General features: G+C 40.3%; 12 protein-coding genes. 8 read left to right on the forward strand and 4 right to left on the reverse strand.

What is annotated here, in order from left to right:
* Window positions 1–291: 291 nt before the first annotated feature.
* Window positions 292–900, forward strand: coding sequence for a DNA-3-methyladenine glycosylase family protein (locus H6G73_RS07830; RefSeq protein WP_190602985.1), 609 nt, complete (start codon window positions 292–294; stop codon window positions 898–900).
* Between the two features lie 78 nt (window positions 901–978).
* Complete coding sequence (locus tag H6G73_RS07835; RefSeq protein ID WP_190602987.1) at window positions 979–1,830, forward strand: hypothetical protein; 852 nt, start codon at window positions 979–981, stop codon at window positions 1,828–1,830.
* Between the two features lie 19 nt (window positions 1,831–1,849).
* Here the strand turns inward: H6G73_RS07835 and H6G73_RS07840 are convergent, their stop codons facing one another.
* Window positions 1,850–1,993 carry a hypothetical protein gene (locus tag H6G73_RS07840; protein ID WP_190602989.1) on the reverse strand — a complete coding sequence of 48 codons (144 nt, stop codon included), beginning with the start codon at window positions 1,991–1,993 and terminating at the stop codon, window positions 1,850–1,852.
* A gap of 249 nt (window positions 1,994–2,242) precedes the next feature.
* Between H6G73_RS07840 and argZ the strand changes: the two genes are divergently transcribed.
* The 3 genes from argZ to H6G73_RS07855 all read left to right on the forward strand — a co-directional run bounded on the left by argZ (window position 2,243) and on the right by H6G73_RS07855 (window position 5,259).
* The gene (gene argZ / locus H6G73_RS07845; RefSeq protein WP_190602992.1) at window positions 2,243–4,354 is read left to right on the forward strand and encodes a bifunctional arginine dihydrolase/ornithine cyclodeaminase; all 2,112 of its coding nucleotides are present in this window, start codon (window positions 2,243–2,245) and stop codon (window positions 4,352–4,354) included.
* Window positions 4,355–4,474: 120 nt separating this feature from the next.
* Entirely contained in the window at window positions 4,475–4,726 is a 252-nt protein-coding gene (locus H6G73_RS07850) for a hypothetical protein (RefSeq protein WP_190602993.1), read from the forward strand.
* A gap of 26 nt (window positions 4,727–4,752) precedes the next feature.
* Entirely contained in the window at window positions 4,753–5,259 is a 507-nt protein-coding gene (locus tag H6G73_RS07855) for a DUF2085 domain-containing protein (RefSeq protein WP_190602995.1), read from the forward strand.
* Between the two features lie 268 nt (window positions 5,260–5,527).
* Here H6G73_RS07855 and H6G73_RS07860 read toward each other — a convergent pair whose 3' ends face one another.
* Both H6G73_RS07860 and H6G73_RS07865 read right to left on the reverse strand, forming a co-directional pair.
* Window positions 5,528–11,530 (reverse strand): calcium-binding protein, encoded by a 6,003-nt coding sequence (locus H6G73_RS07860; protein WP_190602997.1) that lies wholly within the window; start codon window positions 11,528–11,530, stop codon window positions 5,528–5,530.
* 729 nt (window positions 11,531–12,259) lie between these two features.
* Entirely contained in the window at window positions 12,260–14,032 is a 1,773-nt protein-coding gene (locus H6G73_RS07865) for an N-acetylmuramoyl-L-alanine amidase (RefSeq protein ID WP_190603184.1), read from the reverse strand.
* An 89-nt stretch (window positions 14,033–14,121) separates the two neighbouring features.
* Between H6G73_RS07865 and H6G73_RS07870 the strand changes: the two genes are divergently transcribed.
* Window positions 14,122–15,759, forward strand: a complete 1,638-nt coding sequence (locus tag H6G73_RS07870) for a CTP synthase (protein ID WP_190602999.1) — start codon at window positions 14,122–14,124, stop codon at window positions 15,757–15,759.
* Between the two features lie 231 nt (window positions 15,760–15,990).
* The gene (locus H6G73_RS07875) at window positions 15,991–16,413 is read left to right on the forward strand and encodes a hypothetical protein (RefSeq protein ID WP_190603001.1); all 423 of its coding nucleotides are present in this window, start codon (window positions 15,991–15,993) and stop codon (window positions 16,411–16,413) included.
* 36 nt (window positions 16,414–16,449) lie between these two features.
* On the opposite strand, the gene H6G73_RS07880 is transcribed toward H6G73_RS07875, so the two are convergent.
* A complete protein-coding gene (locus H6G73_RS07880; RefSeq protein WP_190603003.1) occupies window positions 16,450–17,337 on the reverse strand; it encodes an ROK family protein in 888 nt (295 codons plus the stop codon).
* Between the two features lie 54 nt (window positions 17,338–17,391).
* Here H6G73_RS07880 and H6G73_RS07885 point away from each other — a divergent pair, with 54 nt between their 5' ends.
* Complete coding sequence (locus H6G73_RS07885; protein ID WP_190603005.1) at window positions 17,392–19,941, forward strand: glycosyltransferase 61 family protein; 2,550 nt, start codon at window positions 17,392–17,394, stop codon at window positions 19,939–19,941.
* The last annotated feature ends 118 nt before the right edge of the window (window positions 19,942–20,059 follow it).

Genomic DNA, 20,059 nt, shown 5'->3' on the forward strand with positions numbered 1-20,059 from the left:
TTTCAGTTTATTGTGAGGTTATCACTTTGGAGTATAGCGATATCAGGGATAATCCGCTTCATTCGGTAGGAAAATTTCCCAGCTTGCTGCGGTCTTCCATTGCCTTTTCTCTCAATTCTAATCAACCAAGAGCCTATCTTAAATACTCATTGACATCCTACCACCGCTAACCCTTGCAGTGTAGCAGGGGATTCCCAGAATCACTTACCCGTATGATTAGGTCATACTAAACTAACATAATAATATTACGGATATTGCTAAAAGTAAGGGCGGGTTCACCATCAGTTAAAAATGGATTACTCTGTAGCTATTGGCACGTTGAAAGAGAGCGATCGCCTGCTTGCATCTTTAATTGATACAATTGGTGAATGTAAACTAGATACAGTCCAGCAAACTGGAGATTTATTTTATTCCCTCTCCCGGTCAATTATTTATCAGCAACTATCTGGTAAAGCCGCAGCAGCTATTCATAGTCGATTTCTAGACCTGTATTCTCACACACCCACACCTGAAGCCATCCTCCAGACACCAGATGAAATCTTGCGTGGAGTGGGTATTTCTCGTCCCAAAATCGCGTATTTACAAGACTTAGCGCAAAAAACCATTGCAGGTTTGCCAACTATCACAGAATTAGAATTGATGGAAGACGAAGCGATCGTTCAAACACTCACACCAGTAAAAGGTGTTGGACGCTGGACAGTGGAAATGTTACTGATTTTTCGGTTACATCGCTGGGATGTTTTACCTGTTGATGATTTGGGAATTAAAGCCGGAATTCGTCGTTTGTACTCGCTTCCAGAATTACCTGATAAAAAGACTGTGGCAATATATGGAAAAAAGTGGAAACCTTATTGCACTATTGCTTGTTGGTATCTGTGGCGTAGTTTGGAATTAAATTGACACTGAAATTGACTGAAATTTAAACACTGAATATAATAGCAAACAAATAATACGCTTTATTATAACAGCACTTAAATCATGATCGGAGAAAAGCCCATACAAGAATATTTGTTTCTTAATGAAACAGAGGGACATTTAAAACACGAAGATTATATTAATTGTCCTGCTACTGCTTTTCTAAAATTTTGTATGAATGCCAAAGACTCTATTGAATATTGCAAAGAAAATTTTCCCAAGTATCCTAGCACAGATTCTTCTGAAGCATACAATAAATTAAATAAAGAAAGTCATGTGATGATTCAGATTTTCTTAAATTCAATTTTAGCGTCTCTGATGGGCCATTTTGAAACATACCAAAAATATCTTTTTGCAGGAGTTTTTGAGAGAAGTATATATTTAAGAGATTTTAAGTCAGGAGATTTTTTTAGAACTGTGGATACTAGATACAAAGATAATGGAGGATTTGTACAAATAGACCCCAATCATCTGCTGGGATATAGAGGAGAAGATAGTGCATCTACAGGAGTTATACTATCTGATACTTTAAAAGGTTGGCACGAGCCAACACAGGTAAATAAATATATAAAAGCTTTTGGATTTCAAGTTGATTTTTATACTGGTGACGATATAAAAGATTTGCAATGTCTTTGGCAATTACGCCACTCTATAGTTCATACAGCCGGAACTATCACAAAACCAGATGCACTAAAAGTTAAGCAATTAAGCAATTTTTCTGGAAAAAATATTGTTTTAACCAATAAATTCATATATGAACTATCAAAACGAATGCATAGTCTTGTAAAGGGTGCTAATAATAGACTTCAAGATAAATTTATGCAAAACATTAGAGATGATATTAGTGAATCTGAAAAAGAAAAGATCATCGCTTTTTTTAAAGTGGATTCAAGTAATCCGAAATGGCTTCAGTAGCTTCAGTAAAATTGATGGCTCACACAGAAAAGTCCATATAACTGATCAAGTTACCAATGGATGGTGCTTGATTACTATTATTATATTCAATTAAATGGTTGATGACAGTCTTAATAGCATCTGGCTGAGGATGCTCTTCAACAATAATTCTTAGCTCTGCCATCTGAGTTATCAACGCTCAACAGCGCTAGAATAACACGAAATTTTGCTAACAACCTATGACAGAGGCTTCGTTGCTAGTTAATACGTTTTTCTCAGATTTTGTTTAGCAGTAATAGAATAGGAGCGATCGCTTTCATCACAGACTACCTCTATCTACAGATAGACTTGAAGTAGTTAATTTGACAGATTACGCCCGAAAACCGCTGTATTCAGAAGAGATTCTTAGCAATTACAAGCTTGTAAAATTTTTATGGTTTCTCAAATTCGCTTTTTGATGTGCGCTCCCGACCATTATGATGTTGACTATGTGATAAACCCGTGGATGGAAGGGAATATCCACAAGTCGTCACGCGATCGCGCCGTAGAGCAGTGGAATAAATTATACCAAGTCATTAAATCCCATGCAGTTGTAGATTTAGTGAAACCAGAAAAGGGTTGGCCAGATATGGTATTTACTGCCAACGCTGGTTTGGTTTTAGGAGAAAATGTAGTTTTAAGCCGATTTTTACATAAAGAACGGCAAGGAGAAGAACCGTATTTTCAACAGTGGTTTGAGCAAAACGGTTATAATGTATACGTTCTGCCCAAAGACCTACCCTTTGAAGGTGCTGGTGATGCGCTTCTCGACCGAGAAGGACGGTGGTTATGGGCCGGATACGGTTTCCGTTCTGAGTTAGATTCTCATCCTTATTTAGCCAAGTGGTTAGATATTGAGGTACTTTCCCTGCGATTGATAGATGAACGGTTCTATCATCTTGATACCTGCTTTTGTCCCTTAGCAAATGGTTATTTGCTGTATTATCCTGGTGCCTTTGACTCCTATTCCAATCGGTTAATTGAAATGCGGGTCGCACCAGAGAAGCGTATTGCTATTGCTGAAGCTGATGCTGTCAATTTCGCTTGTAATGCGGTGAATGTGGAAAGCATCATCATCATGAACAAAGCGAGTGATAGCTTAAAAACCAGATTAGGGGAAGTGGGTTTTCAAGTGATTGAAACACCCCTAACAGAATTCCTGAAAGCTGGTGGTGCGGCTAAATGCTTGACTTTGCGGGTAACGGAACCTGTAGTGGAAGAAGTCCACGCTACCACCCAAGTAGAAAGCCGGATTATTCGTTTAGAAGGGCATTTACTTGATTCTGGTTTGATTAATCGCGCTTTAGATTTAATCGTTGACTCTGGTGGTAGTTTCCAAGTTATGAATTTTAACTTGGGAGAACAACGACAAAGTACATCTGCTGCGGAAGTGAGGGTAACAGCACCATCCCACGATGTGATGGAAGAAATTATCTCTCAATTGATTGATTTAGGCGCAGTAGATTTACCCCAAGATGAAAAGGATGCCAAGCTGGAACCAGTGGTACAAGCTGGTGTAGCACCGGATGATTTCTATGTCAGCACCATTTATCCTACGGAAGTGCGGGTCAATGGGGAATGGTTGAAAGTAGAAATTCAGCGCATGGATGGCGCGATCGCTATTTCCCAAACCGCCAATGGTATAGTAGCAAGATGTAAAATTTTGCGTGACTTAGAAGTTGGGGAACAGGTAGTAGTTGATGTGCAAGGTATCCGCACTATCCGTAAACCAGAATCCCGCGAACAACGCAATGCTCAAGAATTTAGCTTTATGTCTTCTGGTGTTTCTAGTGAACGCCGAGTAGAATTAGTAGTTGAACAAGTAGCGTGGGAATTACGGAAAATTCGTGATGCTGGTGGTAAAGTAGTTGTCACCGCTGGCCCTGTGGTGATTCACACTGGTGGTGGTGAACATCTATCACGATTAATTCGCGAAGGCTATGTACAAGGACTTTTAGGCGGTAATGCGATCGCAGTCCACGACATCGAGCAAAATATAATGGGAACTTCCCTTGGTGTGGACATGAAGCGGGGTGTAGCTGTCAGAGGAGGACATCGACACCACCTCAAGGTAATTAACACCGTCCGTCGTTACGGTAGCATCGCTAAAGCTGTGGATGGGGGAGTTATCAAGAGTGGGATTATGTATGAATGTGTGAAAAATAACGTTCCCTTTGTTCTTGCGGGTTCCATTCGCGATGACGGGCCCCTCCCAGACACCATGATGAACTTAATTCAAGCACAGCAAGAATACGCCAAAATTATCCAAGGTGCAGAGATGATTTTGATGTTGTCTTCTATGCTGCATTCCATTGGTGTGGGGAATATGACACCTGCGGGAGTGAAGATGGTCTGTGTGGATATTAACCCAGCGGTTGTGACAAAATTGAGTGATCGCGGTTCAATAGAATCAGTAGGTGTAGTAACTGATGTGGGTTTATTCCTGAGTTTGTTAATTCAGCAGTTGGATAAGTTGACAAGTCCCTATGTTGCTAAGGTAGTTTAAAGCAGGTTTCGCGCAAAGGCGCAAAGACGCAAAAGGTTTTTCTTTGCGTTTTTGTGTCTTTGTTTTTTTCATAATGAGAAATTAGAAGTTTATCATTTAGTAGATTTTTCTTACCAAAAAATGCAGCCTAACGAACATGGACATTATCCAATTCCCCCTTTAGGTGTAGAATTAGGTCTATGGCAAGGAAGTTATTTAAATAATTCTGAGCAACTTTGGCTACGTTGGTGGGATAAGGAAGGTAATTTATTATTAGTGGGTAAAGAAGAAGCCCAATTAGAAAGACTAAGGGCTGAACAAGCAGAACGCAAAGCGCCACCATTAGCAGTAAAATTGCGAGAAATGGGCATTGATCCAGATACAATAGATTAAGAAGTTTTTCGCCCAAAGTAAGGAATATGCAAAGGGTAGTTTTATCAAGAGAGTTACAAGTTAATTGGGTAAGTTTTCTTGCCGATTTTCTGTTGGTAGGTATGGTATTTGGCCCACCAATTGCTCCTTTTTTAGCTGCCTCTGGCGTGTTTTTGCTTCCTGGTATTGCGGATATCATTTACTTTATGGGTAATCATGTTTGTCCGCAACCGACAATGGGATTGGAGTTAGCACCACCGTTTATTATGGCAGTATGTATGCGGTGTTATGGTACAGTAACGGGTTTGTTAATTACCCGGTTACTGTATGCGGTAACAGGAGGTAAAGGTTTTTATTGGTTACATCAATACGGTTGGAGTGGTGCGGCTTTAGCTAGTGTATTGATGATGGCTTATCCTTTAGAATTAGCAGCACAAATTTTCGGTGTATGGGATTTTAATAATTATATTGTTACGCCTTTCGGTTTAATTACAGGTTTGGCTTGGGGCTTATTTGCTATGCCACTTTATCATGGATGGAATGATAAAAAATAACCCAGTAAATATTTTTTTCTTTTTCTTTTTGTGACTCATATTATGTTCGGTAAATCACCCTTAATATGTCATTGTGAGTGCAATGTATTGGAACGACGAAATCGTAAGATTTTTGGGATTGTTTCCCCACATTCGTAATGACAACCATTTAAAAGTACATATATCATTCCCACATTTTTTATCAGAAAAAACCTCTTTTCTCTTCTATCTGAGAAAAGAGGTTTGTAACTTATATTTTTTGGTCAGAAATCTTTCCTTTCCTCCTCGACTAAGCAACTATATCAATAGCGGAAATGGCCTGACTAGCACTTGTAACATTAAAGCCGATAAACAGTTGCACAGCCACTTGTGTACCACTACCATCAGCATCAAAGAAGAGATTTGTACCATTGGTGAAGAACCGCGTTGTGCCTTGAGTTGCGCTAGCTACACTAAATTCAATCTGAGCAGTTACCAACACTGAACCTGCAACCAGTCCACCACCAAAGCCAGCAGCAGAAATCACTACCTTATCACTTTGGGTAATATTAAAATCAGTGATAGTATCAATACCTTCAGTAGTATTGTTGCGGTTAAATCTATCAGCACCTAAACCACCTATCACAGTATCATTACCTAAACCACCAGTGAAGTTTTCACTAGCTGAACCACCAGTCATAGTGTCATTAAAGCTAGAACCATTAACCCCTTCAAACCCAGCTAGCACATCACTACCACCACCTCCAGTGGCAGTATTGGTATTCAGGTTCACATTGACAGCAGATGTTACGCCAGCATAATCAACCACATCCACACCACTACCACCATTCAGGCTATCATTGCCTAAACCACCAATCAGGGTTTCATTGCCTGTGCTTCCTACAATGGTGTCATTAAAAGCTGAACCATAAACACATTCAAAACCAGCTAGGTTATCTGTTCCTGCTGCACCTGTAGCCGTGTTGGTATTCAGGTCAACATTTACTGCTCCTGTAGCATTGCTGTAGCTAGCCAAATCTATACCAATACCACCATTGAGGCTGTCGTTTCCTAGCCCACCATTTAGGGTTTCATTACCTGCACCACCTACAACGGTATCATTTAAGCTAGATCCATTGATTACTTCAATGCCAGAAATAATGTCAACATCAGTACCATTAGTTGCAGTCCCATTATTTAAATTGACATTGACTCCCGCAGTAGCATCATTAAAGTTAGCTGTATCAATGCCAGCACCACCTGACATAATGTCACTACCTACACCACCAGTGAAGTAGTCATTGCCAGCGTTACCTACTAAAACATCATTACCAACAGCACCAGTAAAGGTGTCATTTCCACTGCTACCAGTGAAGCCATCGTCAAAGTTGGAACCTGTAGCTCCTTCAAAACCAGTGACTACATCATTACCATCTGCCCCGGAGGCTGTACCAGTTGCTAAGTTAACGGTTACACCACCAGTGGCATTAGCATAACTGACAATATCAGAGCCAGAGCCACCATTCAAAGAATCGTTACCTAAACTACCATTGATAGTGTCACTGGCTGCACTACCAGTGATGGTGTCACTGAAGCTAGAACCAACGACGGCTTCTATACTGGATAAATTATCAGCACCTGCTCCACCTGTAGCAGTGTTAGTGGTGAGGTTAACATTCACACCATAATTAGCAGCATTGTAGTTAGCGGTATCAATACCATCGCCTCCTACTAAACTGTCGTTGCCTAGTCCACCTACAACTTGGTCATTTCCACCACCACCAATGATAGTTTCGTTGCCATTACTACCGGTAAGAGTGTCGTTGTAAGCAGAACCAATGGCACTTTCTACACCACTGATGGAATCTGTGCCAGCAGCACCTGTGGCGGTTCCTGTAGTCAGGTTAACATTAACTGCTCCTGTGGCATTACTGTAGCTCGCCGCATCAAAACCATCTCCGCCAACTAAACTATCATTACCTAAGCCACCATTGAGGGTATCATTGCCTGTACTACCAGTGAGAGTATCATTTAAGCCAGAACCTATCACTACTTCTACGCCAGTTAAGGTATCACTACCTGCGCCACCTGTAACTGTGCCTAAGCCTAAGTTCACATTTACAGCTGTCGTCGCACCGCCATAACTTGCTGTATCCAAGCCATCGCCACCGTTGATGACATCATTACCAGTACCACCAGTAAATAAGTCGCTACCTCCACCACCTGCAAGGGTTTCATTACCAGTACCACCAGTGATGGTGTCATTGAAGTTAGAGCCAATTGCGCCTTCAAAGCCTGTTAAGGTATCTGTACCTGCTGCTCCTGTGGCTGTACTAGCACCTAAATTGACATTGACTGCACCTGTGGCTTCTGTGTAGCTAACTTGGTCTAAGCCACTACCGCCATTTAGACTATCGTTACCGCCAGCCCCAGCGATAGTATCACTAGCAGTGCTACCAGCAATTGTGTCATTAAAGTTAGAACCAATCGCCCCTTCAAAACCCGTTAAGGTATCTGTACCTGCTGCTCCTGTGGCGGTGTTGGTAGATAAATTCACAGTTACAGCACCAGTAGCAGTGATATAAGTAACTGCATCAGTACCTGTGCCACCAACTAGGCTGTCATTACCGCCTCCACCTCCCAAGGTTTCATTGCCAATACCACCAGCGATGGTGTCGTTGAAGTTAGAACCGTAAACACATTCAATTTGTTGGAGGTTATCTGTACCTGCACCACCTGTAACTGTACCTGTACCTAAATTCACGTTAACGGCAGAACCAGCATCTGTATACACTGCTAGGTCGATACCTGCACCCCCTACTAGGGTGTCATTACCAACACCACCGTTGAGTGAATCATCTCCTGCACCGCCACTTAAACCTTCGGCACCACTACCACCAACTAGGCTATCGCTAAAGCCAGAACCAATGGCACCTTCTATCCCAGAAAGGGTATCTATACCAGCAGCACCACTGGTGGTATTAGTGCCTAAGTTAACTGTAACTCCACCAGTGGCATCGCTGTAATTAGCGGTGTCTGTACCTGTGCCACCGGAAACAATATCATTACCGATTCCACCCCCCAGGGTGTCGTTACCAGTACCACCAGAGAGGCTATCTGTTCCGGCCCCTCCAGAGAAAATATCGTTGTTAGCACCACCTAATAAGGTGTCATTGTAGCTAGAACCAATAGCACCTTCTACACCAGAAAGGGTATCTGTTCCCCCACCACCAGAGGTGGTATTAGTGCCTAAGTTCACAGTGACGGCGGTATTAGCATCACCATAATTGGCTTGGTCTATGCCGTCACCACCAATGATAGTGTCGTTGCCTAAGCCGCCACCAAGGGTGTCGTTACCACCACCACCAGAGAGGCTATCATTACCAGCACCACCGGATAAGCCATCACTATTTGTACCACCCAGCAGGCTATCGTTAAAGTTAGAACCAGTGACAATTTCAATTCCAGAGAGAGTATCTATACCAGCACCACCGCTAGTAGTACCTGTGGCTAAGTTAACCCTCACACCTGTGGTAGCCGTACCGTAACTGGCGGTATCAATGCCGCTGCCACCTTCTAGAACATCATTGTCTGCACCACCTGTTAAGCTATCATTGCCTTCACCACCAGCGAGGGTATCTTCTCCACCGCCACCGCTGAAGATGTCAGTACCTGTACCTCCTTTGATATCATCGCCTGAGTTAGTGCCTATGACTTGTAAACGCTCGATTTCCCAAAAATTAACGGAGTTGGTAGTACCTTGTTGGTCTACTTGCGCGGAATAAGAACCATAGAAACTGCCTTTACCATCTCTGTTGATATTACTTTGAATGCCAAAGCCTGCGGCGGTACTAGCAGAGTAGTCAATAATGAGTAAATCATTACCTAAACCACCGTAAACCCGGTCATCGCCACTACCAGAATTAATGGTATCGTTGCCACCAAGGGTGTAAATTGTTTCATTAAAAACTTGTTGGGTAAAGTTGATTTGGTCGTTTCCTGCACCAGTAACTAGGGTTTCAAATTGTTCAATGCCTGTAATAGTTGAGCCGTTAACTAGGTTGATGGTTGCACCGCTGTTATTGATGACCATGCCTGTGGTTTGGCTGGAAAAGTCGGCATCACGGAGGGTATCTTTACCAATTCCACCATCAATTTTGTCTACACCACCATAACTGGTAATCAGGTCTTCTCCTGCACCACCATTGAGAGTATCGCTATTTGTTCCACCAATGAGGGTGTCGGCAAAGTTTGTGCCTGTAAGTTGGAAGCGTTCAATATTAGAAAATTGGATGGAGTTAATAGCTCCAGCATTGTTAATTTGGGCAGATAAAGAGCCGTTACGTCCACCTGCACCGTTGGAAGAGGAAGAAAATTGAGTAATACCACCGTAGGTATTGGCGGAATAGTTGACTATTAAAAGGTCATTGCCACCACCACCATCAACAATATCTTGGCCTGCACCGGAATTAATGGTGTCGTTTCCGCCGGCAGTGTTGATATTTTCGTTGTTGGCTAGGGTGAAGTTAATGTTGTCGTTTCCGCTACCAGTTTCGACATTTTTGAAAAGTTCAATATTGCTAATGACTGCGCCATTGGCTGTGGTCAGACTTGCGCCACTGTTGGTGAGGGTGACATCGTTAATGGAGCCAGAAAAATCAACAAATTCCAGTAAATCAGTTCCACCACCACCATCTAAGCGATCGCTTCCACCACCACCATCGATATAATCGAAACCATCACCTGCTAATAGGATATCAGCACCTGCGCCACCTCTGAGGGTATCCGCAAATTTAGTGCCTGTAATTTGGAAACGGTCAATATCGTAAAACTCAACGGAGTTATAGTCACCAGCACTATTAATTTGTGCCTGAATTCTGCCGCGATAGCCTTCATGGAAATATTCTGGATACCATGGTCCTGGTTCTTCTTGAAAAGAAGAGTAGGATAGTCCACCAAAGGTGTTGGCAGAATAATCAACAATCAGTACATCGTCAGTACCGCCCCCAGAATAAACAATATCTTGCCCTAAACCAGCGTTAATAACATCATTACCGCCTCCGGCATCGATATAATCATTGGAGCGTACAGTATAAAGAATGCGGTCATTACCTGAGCCGGTGTAGAGGTTTTTGAATAATTCCACGCCCGTAATGACTGTACCATTTGTACCAATTAAGATAGCGCCGGAATTATCCACAACTAAATCAGTGGTTTGGGCAGAGAAATCTGCTTCCTCTAAAACATCAATACCTACACCACCATTAATACTGTCAATGCCCCTACCAGAGTCGATATAATCACTACCTGCACCACCATTCAGGGTATCATTACCAAAACCGCCTTTGAGGGTGTCTGCAAAGTTAGTACCAGTAATTTGGAAACGTTCAATACCTGTGAACTCTACTTGGTCATAACTGCCGGAACCGTCTTTGTAAGCATACAATAAGCCGTAAAAACTACCTGTTTCTGCATCTTCGTTGATATTAAAGTAACTGATGCCGGGAGCATAACTTGAACTACCTGCAAAGGTATTGGCAGAATAATCAACTACTAAAACATCATCACCACTACCACCATCAACACGGTCATATCCACTACTAGCGTTGATGACATCATCACCATCTCCACCGTTGACAGTATCATCTCCTCCACCACCAGAAATGGTATCGTTACCAGCACCACCATCAATGCTTTCCCCAGCAGTTAAGCTAAAGTTGACTAAATCGTTGCCACTGCCTAGTTTCAACCCGCTAAAAACTTCTATGCCTTTAATGGTTAAACCATTGCTAAAGGAGAGGGTATTACCACTATTATCAATTACCAGATTAGAGACAACGGCGGAAAAGTCAGCATCAGTTAAAACATCTGTGCCAGTGCCACCATCAATACTGTCAACTCCACCTCCACTGGTAATGGTGTCATTTCCTCCTAAGCCTGTCAGGGTATCATTATTCACCCCTCCTCGTACATTGTCGGTCAGGTTTGTTCCTGTAATATTGAAGCGTTCAATTTTGGAAAACCTAACTGAGTCATAGTTCCAGCTAGCATCTTTGTAAGCGTAAAGTTCACCACTGTAACCAGCTAAGGCATTAGTACCGTTACTGAAATCAAAGGAAGAGAAGACTATGCCTGGACTAGGAGAAGAGCCTGCATAGGTATTACTGGAGTAGTTGATCACGAGAATATCACTACCATCTCCACCATCAACGGTGTCGTTTCCTAGTAAGGGGGTAAAGACATCATTACCACCATTACCTATACCATCTACAGGTAAGTTGTCATTGTTATTAGTTCCAGTAAAGTTAGCCATAACTAAAAAAGCCCCGTATTATTGCTGAATTAATGAATTGAGAACGAAATTTTATTTCCGTCCTAACTACGTTTTGTTTAAGTTGTATGACTATGATAGGTTCGTATAAATACTAAGATTAATAAGCAAGTGGATATAATGGCTATAAACCATAGTTTGACTTGTTTATAGATTATATTTTCTGCCTAAAATTCGAGGTAAATATCCGTTTACGTCACTTAAATGTTCGTCTAAATTATAACATTAGCATAATCAGATACTTTGCTTTTTATACAAAAAACAAGAAATGATTATAATCATCCCAAATCTTTAATTAAATTTGAATTTACCAATACCCTAGTTATGCTTTTAAACAATCGTTATGATGCAAAAATCAACTTTCTTGCCTTATTGTTGGACCTGAACAAGGAAAATTTTTGCTATTACCGTATGTTTACGCAATACAAGATGAGGTCTTTTCATCAGACTGTGAGAATAACGGTAAAAAGACTAATATTTTTATGAAAATTTTATGTAAAACCTATTCTATATCTACTATTATTCGGGGTTATTACTGAATCCGAATATGAATAGAGATGAAGTGAAGAAATACCACATTGAAAGCTTGGTGTTGGAAAATTAAAACTTTCCAACTTTGCAGGGTTGCTTGTTTGTGTATACTCTGATGGCATGGTCTGACAACGAAGGTATGGCACAAAATTTATGCTGCCATGATGTAACGCTAAAAATCTAAAATCCCCTACTTTGATTACTTTGGCTGATTTTAAACCATTCAGTAATACCATCAGCTAATACATTCGCCATTTGTTGTTGTTTTTTGGGGTTGACTATCTGCTCAAACTCATCAGGATTAATCATAAAACCTAATTCTAATAATACCGATGGAGCCGCAGAGGGACGGGTAAGAGCTAGGTTATTCCAAAAGACACCATAGGAAGGTTGATTGAGTTTTTTCACTACATAGTTATGTAAAAACATCGCTAAACTATGGGACTGGGGATGATACCAAAACGCACCAAAACCTTTGGTGTTTTCTGCATCACCATCATCAGGTAGGGCGTTATAATGGACAGAAATAGCGATCGCTGGTTCTTCTTTACTGATTATTTCCTGACGTTCCACCAAAGACACGTCTCTATCATCTTCTCTAGTCATCACCACTGTGGCACCACGCTTCACTAACTCATCTCGCAACAGTTTAGAAATGACTAGATTGGCATCTTTTTCTAAATACCCAGTGGGGCCGCTAGCACCAGATTCTTTACCTCCATGGCCTGGATCAAGTAAAATCTTCTTACCTAACAAAGGCTGGCGTTTCTTGTTTCTCCAGACAGGTGGATGACGCAACTTTAAAACTAGGGTGCTGTTATCGTATCTAAGCTTATAACCCCATTGTTGACCTTTTTTGAGGTTAAAGGTGTATTGTACTTTTCCTGGGGCAATTTGTTGCCAATCCAGGCGAGAAATCAAAGGGTTATCATCTAAACGAATAGTGTCTGTTTGGGCAGTCGTGTTGTGTAGAGTCAGAACAAAACCATGATTTTTTTGTTCTACGCTCACAGGTACGGGAACTTGTAAAGGGAATAATATCTCTGTGGCATTAGATAATGGACGATAGGCCACGCTACGAATCATGGTTTGTGGCGGTACTGCACCGGTTAAAATGCGGGTTTCTTTGCTATTAATCCAAGCATCATAATCTAGACGTAACCATTCACCCTCTCTACCTGTAACTGCTGCCCTTGTGCCTTTAGGTAGTGGTGTGAGTCGGGAATAATCTGTGCTGGGGCCAGTGCGGGCCACTCCTGCATCTGCGGTTACCTCTATTACTGATAGCTGTGCTGGAGAAATAATTTCTATGTTTCCTGGGCCCGGTTGAGTGATGGTTTGACCATTTAGTGTCAAACTAAATTGAGGTTTTCCCAAATCCGCAGCATTTGCGACTGTTGTACAACCTTGGTAATTGCTAAGGATAGAAGTAATGGGTTGGTTACGTCCTGTCAAAATACTAGAATTCGCAGGTAGTTGTGCTTGTTGGGGTTGGGAAGCAAGGGTGAGAGTCTGATTAGCTAGTTGAACAGAAACACTAGCATTAGGGGGTGCAACGGCACTAAAACAAATGAGTTCTCCTGGAAGTCTGGCAATATCTCTAGCAGGGGTTAAAGAATCTTTGGCGAAACCTAACCCTTGTGGTAGCGTTGGCTGTGTTGATATTCTTGTAACTCTAATTTCTCGTTCCTGATTTTGGTAGCGAATTTTAAATAGATTCTCTCCCAACTGTAAGGGTAAACTAGGAGCAAAATGACCTACCTTGCTACGCTTCACTGGTTTACCATTGATGAGAACTTGCCCTGCGGATGGTGCTGTACCAATAAAAAAGATTTTTTCTGTACTGGTTTGATAGTTATTTGGAGGAAAAACTACTACAAGTGCAGGTTGTGCTAATGCGACCGAGGAGGTGAAAAAACAATTAAATATTATTAATCCAAAGAAGGTTTTCACGGCAAAATCACACACAGAAGATTTAACGATTGTGACTGTGGCACAATGACGGGATGTGTTTTTAGAAGTTGCTAGCAATTCAAATTACTATGACTAAGTTTATCTTTGTAACTGGGGGCGTTGTCTCTAGTATCGGTAAAGGCATTGTAGCAGCAAGTTTGGGACGATTACTCAAATCACGGGATTATTCCGTATCGATCCTCAAGCTTGACCCTTATATTAACGTTGATCCGGGGACAATGAGTCCTTTTCAACATGGAGAAGTATTTGTTACCCAAGATGGTGCAGAAACTGATTTAGACTTGGGGCATTATGAACGGTTTACTGATACCTCCATGTCTCGCTTAAATAGTGTAACAACTGGCTCGATTTATCAAGCAGTTATTAATAAAGAGCGGCGAGGCGATTACAATGGTGGGACTGTACAGGTAATTCCCCATATTACTAATGAAATTAAAGACCGGATTTTGCGGGTAGCTAAAGAAACTAATCCGGCTGTAGTGATTACAGAAATTGGTGGGACAGTAGGAGATATTGAATCTTTACCGTTTTTAGAAGCGATTCGTCAGCTACGTAAAGAGGTGGGACGGCAAAATGTTCTTTACATGCATGTAACATTATTGCCTTGGATTGCTTCCGCAGGGGAGATGAAAACCAAACCAACTCAGCATTCAGTCAAAGAATTGCGTTCTATTGGTATTCAACCAGATATTTTAGTATGTCGGAGCGATCGCGCTATTCCTGTGGGCTTAAAACAAAAACTGTCGGAATTTTGTGATGTGGCTGTAGAATGTGTGATCACATCCCAAGATGCCAGCAGTATCTATGAAGTGCCTTTAACTTTAGAACGGGAAGGGTTAGCACAGCAAGCTTTAGAATTGCTGCAAATGGAACAGCGTCAACCCAACCTCACCCATTGGCAAACCATGGTAGACAGGTTGTACAGTCCTAAATACCCAGTGGAAATTGCCATTGTCGGTAAATATGTCCGGTTGAGTGATGCGTATCTATCTGTAGTAGAAGCTTTGCGTCACGCTGCTATTGATACCTATGGTGACTTGCGGTTACGCTGGATTAACTCTGAGGTTTTAGAAACAGAACCGGCAGAAAATTATCTTGCTGGTGTAGATGGAATTGTCGTCCCTGGTGGTTTTGGTGTCCGCGGTGTGGATGGGAAAATTGCCGCAATTAAATATGCACGCGATCGCCAAATTCCCTTTTTAGGGTTATGCTTGGGAATGCAGTGTTCCGTGATTGAATGGGCCCGCAATGTTGAGGGACTAGCTAAAGCCAACAGTGCCGAATTTGACCCTTATACAGAAGACCCAGTAATCAACCTCTTGCCTGAACAGCATGATGTAGTTGATTTAGGGGGAACAATGCGTTTGGGACTTTATCCCTGTCGTGTGCTACCCAATACCTTGGCTTTTAAACTTTACCAAGAAGAAGTGATTTACGAACGTCATCGTCATCGCTACGAGTTTAACAACGTTTACCGTCACCGCTTGTTAGAGTCTGGTTACGTCATTAGTGGTACTTCTCCTGATGGCAGGTTAGTGGAAATTGTGGAGTATCCCAAGCATCCCTTCTTTTTAGCTTGTCAATTCCATCCAGAATTTCAGTCTCACCCCAACATACCCCATCCTTTATTTAAAGGATTTATGGAAGCGGCTATTTCTCGTTCCCATAGCGTAACGGATACTCAAAAACCTTTGCAAGTATCTTGAGTCAGATAAAGTACAAAATACAAAATACATATTTTGTATTTTGTATCACCAGAGACAAGACAATATAATTTTTGGATAATAGCCGAAATGATCAGCTTAACATCCCTTCAAAAAGTTTTGCCTTTGGCAATCAAATTTGAGGAAAAATCAGAATTTGAGTAAACATGCAATTTACCCAGTAAAATTACTTTACAAGAGCTAAAAAGATTTAGTCACTGTTGAGGAAATGTTGTGGCTTACTGGGTCAAAGTGCAACACCAAAGGAAGGAATATGTAATTAATTTGGAATATGTCCACACTTTCTGTTATGAACCCAATGGCAGGATCACATTTTGGGTACCAAATAGCAACCTACCCATGACCATTAGTCCTCAAAGTAATTGGGAAGACTATCAGAAAATTTTAGAATATTTAGAGTGTGTACAAGGTCTACAGCTTGATCATGCTTATTGGGTGACAATTGCCTACGATCGCAATAAATATATAATTAATCTTAAATGTATTAGCTCTTTTTGTTACGAACCCAATGGTAGACTGACTTTTTGGCTACCAGAGATGGCTAACCCGATTATTATTAACCCGGTGAGTAGTCCAGAATCATATACGCAGATTGTACATTATTTAGAAAAAACCACAGGATATTATCTCTCTTAAGTTGGTAGGGAGAAGAAAATTCTGAATTTCACTTTCTCAGTTGCCAACTTTTTGCCAAGCTAATTTCGCTGCACCCACCATTCCCGCAGAGTTACCTAATTCTGCTGGCAGAATTTTTAACCCTGTTCGTGATGTTGGTAACACCCGCTTTTCAATTTCTGCTTGCATGGATGGGAAGAAAAACTCAAAACTTGCACTAACACCACCACCAATAATAATGGCTTCTGGTGTGAGTACATATATCAAACTGGTTAAACCAATACCCAAGTATTTGCCATATTCCTGCCAAAAAGCTAATGCTTGTGGGTCTCCAGCTACAGCTAACGCACCTAATTCCGATGGTTCTTTTCCAGTTTGACGACGAATAGCGGAGATACAAGTATACTGTTCTAAAGAACCTTGATTACCACTATTACACATCGGCCCATCGGGATATAAGGTAATTAAACCTAATTCTGCCCCAGCACCTTGATGGCCGACAAATAATTTACCATGAAGAATTATTGCCCCACCGACACCGGTTCCCAAGGTCAACAAAATCAAATTTTGGAAGTGACAACCAGCACCTAACCAAGCTTCCCCTAAACCTGCACAGTTGGCATCGTTAGCAATGATGGTGGGTTTACCTGTTTTCGCTTCTAACCACTCTGCTAATGGTATATCTTGCCAACCTTGGAGATTAATAGCTACTTTAGCAATACGTCCTGTAGCATCAGCTGGGCCGGGAGTACCTAAACCGATAGCAATACTTTGATGATCTGGGTCGATATGAGCGATCGCATCCACTATAGCAGTCACCACCGCCTCTGGGGTTGCTGGTTGGGGAGTTGGTACTGTTAAGGATTGTAAACAACTACCATCGGATGTAAATCTTCCCAGCTTAATCGCTGTTCCCCCTAAATCAATACCAATTACTTGTTGCACAAGACTAAATTCCTAAATTAAATCATTCTCTAACATATAACAAAATCAAAAAATATGGATATTCATCAACTAAAAATTCAGGCTGATATATATCTGCAACAGGGAGAATTTGTCAAAGCCATCAGTCTTTATGAACAGAGAATAGGTCTAAGTCCTGATTTATTAGATTCTTATTTATATTTAGGGTTATGTTGGTTATTAATAGGTGATGAATATCGAGCTAATGAGATTTGGTTATCAATTTTCGACAAGACAGATTTTGATGTATTAGAACCAGAATTAACCAAGTTTATTTTAGTTTTAAAAACACAAGCTCACGCATATTTATCGGATCTTAAACCAGAAATAGCCCAACGGATTTATGAAGTAATTATAGATTGGGATACTAGCGATGCAGAAGTTTATTATCACTTGGGTCAGGCTGTGTCTATGCAGGGTAATTTAGAGTTATCTATTACTTACTGGGAAACCGCATCAATACTGCAACAAAGTTGGTTTGAACCTTATTTACAACTGGCTATTACCTGGCAAAAGTTATTAAATTTTCCCTCAGCCATTGAATGCTATCAACAAGTCATCCAAACTTCACCCAATAATTGGGTTTATTATCAACTAGGTCTGTGTTATACGCATATTTCCGAGTGGAAATTAGCTATTGATTGTTTTGAAAAATCTATTCAATTTCAAGATGATTATGCACCGGCTTATAGTGATTTGGGTGTATCACTTATTTATAAAGGAAATTTTAACCAAGGTATAGAATATTTAAAAACAGCAATACAATTACAATCAAAAATAAGTTTATGGCAAAATAATTTTCATCTCAACACACCAGGAGTGGCATTTTTAAAGTCATTAATTGATGATTCTTATCAAACAGAAGATACATATTGGCACTTCAGCCAACTAGTTGAACTAAGTAACCAAGAAATATACCAAGATTTACTGCACAAAATTATTGAAATTAATCCAGAAAATAGCAATGCTAGTTTAGCCTTAAGTAAGGTGCTATTAAAGGATAATCAACCCACAGCAGCAATTGAAATTTTAAACAAAATCACCAATCATCCAGAAGTTGATTATTTACTGGGACAATTTTATTTACAATTAAAAGACTATCAACAAGCTATCGTATATTTAACCAACTACATTACCTCCAATCCCCAGTTAAATGACCCATATTATCTATTAGGAATAGCACATTTTCAAGCCGGAGATATAAACCAAGCGATCGCTACTTTGAAAAAACAGGTTGAATTAGGGTCAAAATCACCATTAAATTTAGCTTATTTAGGTTTCTTATTAGCTCATCAACAGCAATTCGCAGCAGCTAATCAATATTTTCAGCAAGCTATCAATATTAATTCTTCCGTTAGCGAATTTATTGATAATTTAATTAATGTTTTACCGGAAAATACTAGATTAAATTATCATCTTGAACCCTCGCACCTACAAATTGTTGATCCTCCCAGAGAATTTTATGAATCAACTGCACAATGGATAGGAAATGATACTCCCAGTCAAGCAACCTATCATCGAATTTATCCAGAAATAGATATTGATTTAAATTATCCACAATCATTAGATAATTTTCTACATTTTAGTTTCAGATTTGAAAAGACTATTAAATTACCTGCATCCTTTGTGGTGAAAATCCCTCAAGGTCAATTTTGGTTGAGTGCAGATCAAACACAATCTTTGGTGATGACAGACCCATCACATTTTTTAGCAGATATCTCTCCAGACTACCCAATTTTAAGTCCACAGCATCCTGATAAACATCCCAGTCATCATGGAGTTTTTGCCATTAATAAACTACCCCCAATTCATAAGATAGAGGGGAAAGTAGCTGTTTTAGCTGGACTGTCTAATCATGTTTATTTCCATTGGATGTTGGATGTTTTACCACGATTAGAGTTATTAAAGCTAGATTTAAAATTAGCAGAAATAGATTACTTTATCGTTGATAATAGATTGCAATTTCAACAAGAAACTCTCACCACTTTGCAAATACCTGAAGAAAAACAACTACAGATTAATTCCCTGCATCATCTGCAAGCTACTGAGTTAATTATTCCTTCTTTCCCTGGTTGTGTAGCTTGGATGCCCAAGTGGACTTGTGATTTTTTAAAACAAAACTTTCTTAAAACGGAACATCACCAGTTTATATCTCCGCAAAAGAAGATTTATATTACTCGCAAATTAGCTAAAAGTCGTAGAGTTATCAACGAAGATGAACTATTAGCTTTACTCCAAATCTATGGATTTCAACCAGTGATTTTAGAATCAATGTCAGTAGCAGAACAAGCAGCATTATTTGCTCAAGCAGAAATAGTTATTTCTCCCCATGGTAGTGGTTTAACTAATCTAGTATTTTGTCAACCAGGTACTAAAGTGATCGAATTATTTTCACCAAATTACGTTTATCACTGCTATTGGTGGATCAGTAACTTAGTTGGTTTAGATTATTATTACTTAATTGGTGAAACTTTGCCAGGTTGGCATTTACAACATCTGATTTATCCTCAGAATTTTGCCGAAGATATGATGATTAATATCAATGATGTGAGTAAAATTCTCCAACTAGCAGATATTAGGAAGTGACAGGTGACAGAGATAAAAACGGTTGGGTATCTTAGTTTTAGCTGTAGTTAATTTCCTAATTGCTTTGTATACGTCTATATTAACTAAAGATGGATATATAAACTCACTATCCACCTTC

It is taken from the genome of Richelia sinica FACHB-800 (genome assembly GCF_014698825.1).
In the GTDB taxonomy this organism is placed as follows: Bacteria; Cyanobacteriota; Cyanobacteriia; order Cyanobacteriales; family Nostocaceae; genus FACHB-800.

Excerpts from the sequence above, each read along its gene's own strand:
- H6G73_RS07830 (WP_190602985.1), top strand. The coding sequence starts at position 292 with ATGGATTACTCTGTAGCTATTGGCACGTTGAAAGAGAGCGATCGCCTG.
- H6G73_RS07835 (WP_190602987.1), top strand. The coding sequence starts at position 979 with ATGATCGGAGAAAAGCCCATACAAGAATATTTGTTTCTTAATGAAACA.
- H6G73_RS07840 (WP_190602989.1), bottom strand. The coding sequence starts at position 1,993 with ATGGCAGAGCTAAGAATTATTGTTGAAGAGCATCCTCAGCCAGATGCT.
- argZ (WP_190602992.1), top strand. The coding sequence starts at position 2,243 with ATGGTTTCTCAAATTCGCTTTTTGATGTGCGCTCCCGACCATTATGAT.
- H6G73_RS07850 (WP_190602993.1), top strand. The coding sequence starts at position 4,475 with ATGCAGCCTAACGAACATGGACATTATCCAATTCCCCCTTTAGGTGTA.
- H6G73_RS07855 (WP_190602995.1), top strand. The coding sequence starts at position 4,753 with ATGCAAAGGGTAGTTTTATCAAGAGAGTTACAAGTTAATTGGGTAAGT.
- H6G73_RS07860 (WP_190602997.1), bottom strand. The coding sequence starts at position 11,530 with ATGGCTAACTTTACTGGAACTAATAACAATGACAACTTACCTGTAGAT.
- H6G73_RS07870 (WP_190602999.1), top strand. The coding sequence starts at position 14,122 with ATGACTAAGTTTATCTTTGTAACTGGGGGCGTTGTCTCTAGTATCGGT.
- H6G73_RS07885 (WP_190603005.1), top strand. The coding sequence starts at position 17,392 with ATGGATATTCATCAACTAAAAATTCAGGCTGATATATATCTGCAACAG.